Annotated in this window: 2 protein-coding genes; both read left to right on the top strand. The window is 51.7% G+C overall.

What is annotated here, in order from left to right; translation table 11 throughout:
- The coding region (locus RH89_RS14580) for a mandelate racemase/muconate lactonizing enzyme family protein (protein ID WP_004403392.1) at positions 1–820 on the top strand (820 nt) is incomplete at its 5' end.
- A 59-nt stretch (positions 821–879) separates the two neighbouring features.
- Positions 880–1,851, top strand: a complete 972-nt coding sequence (locus RH89_RS14575) for a sugar ABC transporter substrate-binding protein (protein WP_004403391.1) — start codon at positions 880–882, stop codon at positions 1,849–1,851.
- Positions 1,852–1,986 lie beyond the last annotated feature (135 nt).

The raw sequence follows: 1,986 nt of genomic DNA, 5'->3' as shown, positions 1-1,986 counted from the left end.
ATATGAAAGAAGCCAAAGGGCAGCGAACCGAAAACTACGGGTTAGCTGGAAAAACCATAAATACGACGACCTGAATGGATTTCTACAAAGAGCAGATGAACTGGCAGAATCGCTGCTCGATGACGGCATCACCGCCATGAAGATCTGGCCGTTTGATATGGCGGCAGAGAAAAACCGTGGGCTGTCGATTTCCAAATCCGATCTCAAGCAAGCGTTAATCCCGTTCGAAAAGATTCGGAAAGCGGTGGGCGACAAAATCGACATCATGGTGGAGTTCCATTCGATGTGGCAGTTGTTGCCTGCCATGGAAATTGCCCGAGAGCTGGCAGAGTTCGATACCTACTGGCATGAAGACCCAATCAAAATGGAAAATCTGGATGACCTTGTCCGCTACGCGAGTGCGTCTAAAGCGCCAGTTTGTGCGTCGGAAACCTTAGGGGGCAGAGCGGCATTCAGAGATTACCTTCAAACCGGAGCCGCCGGGATCGTAATGCTCGATGTGAGCTGGTGTGGCGGGCTGTCTGAAGCCAAAAAGATCGCGACCATGGCAGAAACCTGGCACTTGCCCGTAGCCCCACACGACTGCACGGGACCAGTGGTACTGACGGCATCGACCCACCTCTCATTAAATGCGCCCAATGCCCTCATTCAGGAGAGCGTAAGGGCCTATTACAACACCTGGTATCAAGATTTGGTGACAGCGCTACCCACTGTTACCAACGGCACCATCACCGTGCCACCCGGGGCAGGATTAGGGCTGGAGCTCAATCCTGATCTCGATAAAGCGTTTACCGTTTCACGCCGTATCAGCAAACGGTAGCGGAGCGCCCTAAACGGGCTATCCAATGTTTCCCTATGAACGTCAATCAGGAGGACACAATGAGGAAACTAACTACTCTAATCGCATTATCTGCGGTCATGCTTTCAAGTGCGGCTTGGGCAAAACCGCTGAATGTGGTGTTTACGCACCATTCGTCGGCATCTAACCCTTTCTGGCAAGCGGTAAAAAAAGGATTTGATGACGCCTGCGATAAAATCGATGCCAAATGCCAGATGATTTTTACCCAAACCGAAGGGGCGATTGATCAGCAGGCAAGCAACATGATCGCTGCGTTAGCCACCAAACCGGATGTGCTGATCACATCGATTGTCGATAACAACGCCTTTGATGAAATCATCAGCCGTGCTCGTGCCAATGGCACCATTGTCATCGCCGCCAATGTGGATGACCTCGAAGGAGCGAACGGCAATGCAAGACAGGCCTTTATCGGACAGGGTTTTGCCCCTGCGGGATACTCGCTAGCGAAAAAAATGGCGGAGTTCTTCCCCAAAGAAGGGCCTATTCATGCTGTTGTGGGCATCTCTGCTCCCGGGCAGAACTGGTCGGAACAACGCGGCGCTGGCGTGCTCAACTTCCTAAACGAATTTAAAGAAGCGAACCCCTCACGCAATGTGAAAATCGTTCGTTTGGATACCGGGACAGACGGCGCAGTGGTTGCCGAACGTGTCGGTGCTTATGTGAACGCCAATCAGGATATTACCGTCTACTTCGATACGGGCTTGTGGCACGCCTACGTTGCGCAGACTCTGGCAGACAAAGGCATTCCACCCGGAAAAGTGCTGATGGGCGGCTTTGATATTGTTGCCGAAGTGCTTCAGCAAATGAAAGCAGGCTACATTCAGGTTCAGGTCGACCAGCAACCCTATATGCAAGGGTTTATGCCTGTGATGCAGGCTTATCTGGCGAAAAACTTTGGTCTCTCACCCGCCGACATCGATACCGGACAGGGCTTGGTTGTTAAAGAAGACGTCGACCAGCTTTGGGATCTTGCCCGGAAAGGGCTTCGTTAGTACGCAAATGGAACGAGCCGGATATTGCGATGAAGAGACTAATAAAACTTTACATGGAAAAGCCCGAACTGGTGGGGATCGTGTTCCTCATTCTGCTCGGTGTGATATTTGAAATCCGCTCCGACGGCGCTTTTC

Source organism: Vibrio nigripulchritudo ATCC 27043, from assembly GCF_000222685.1.
In the GTDB taxonomy this organism is placed as follows: domain Bacteria; phylum Pseudomonadota; class Gammaproteobacteria; order Enterobacterales; family Vibrionaceae; genus Vibrio; species Vibrio nigripulchritudo.
This window is presented reverse-complemented; position numbering and strand designations above follow the sequence as displayed.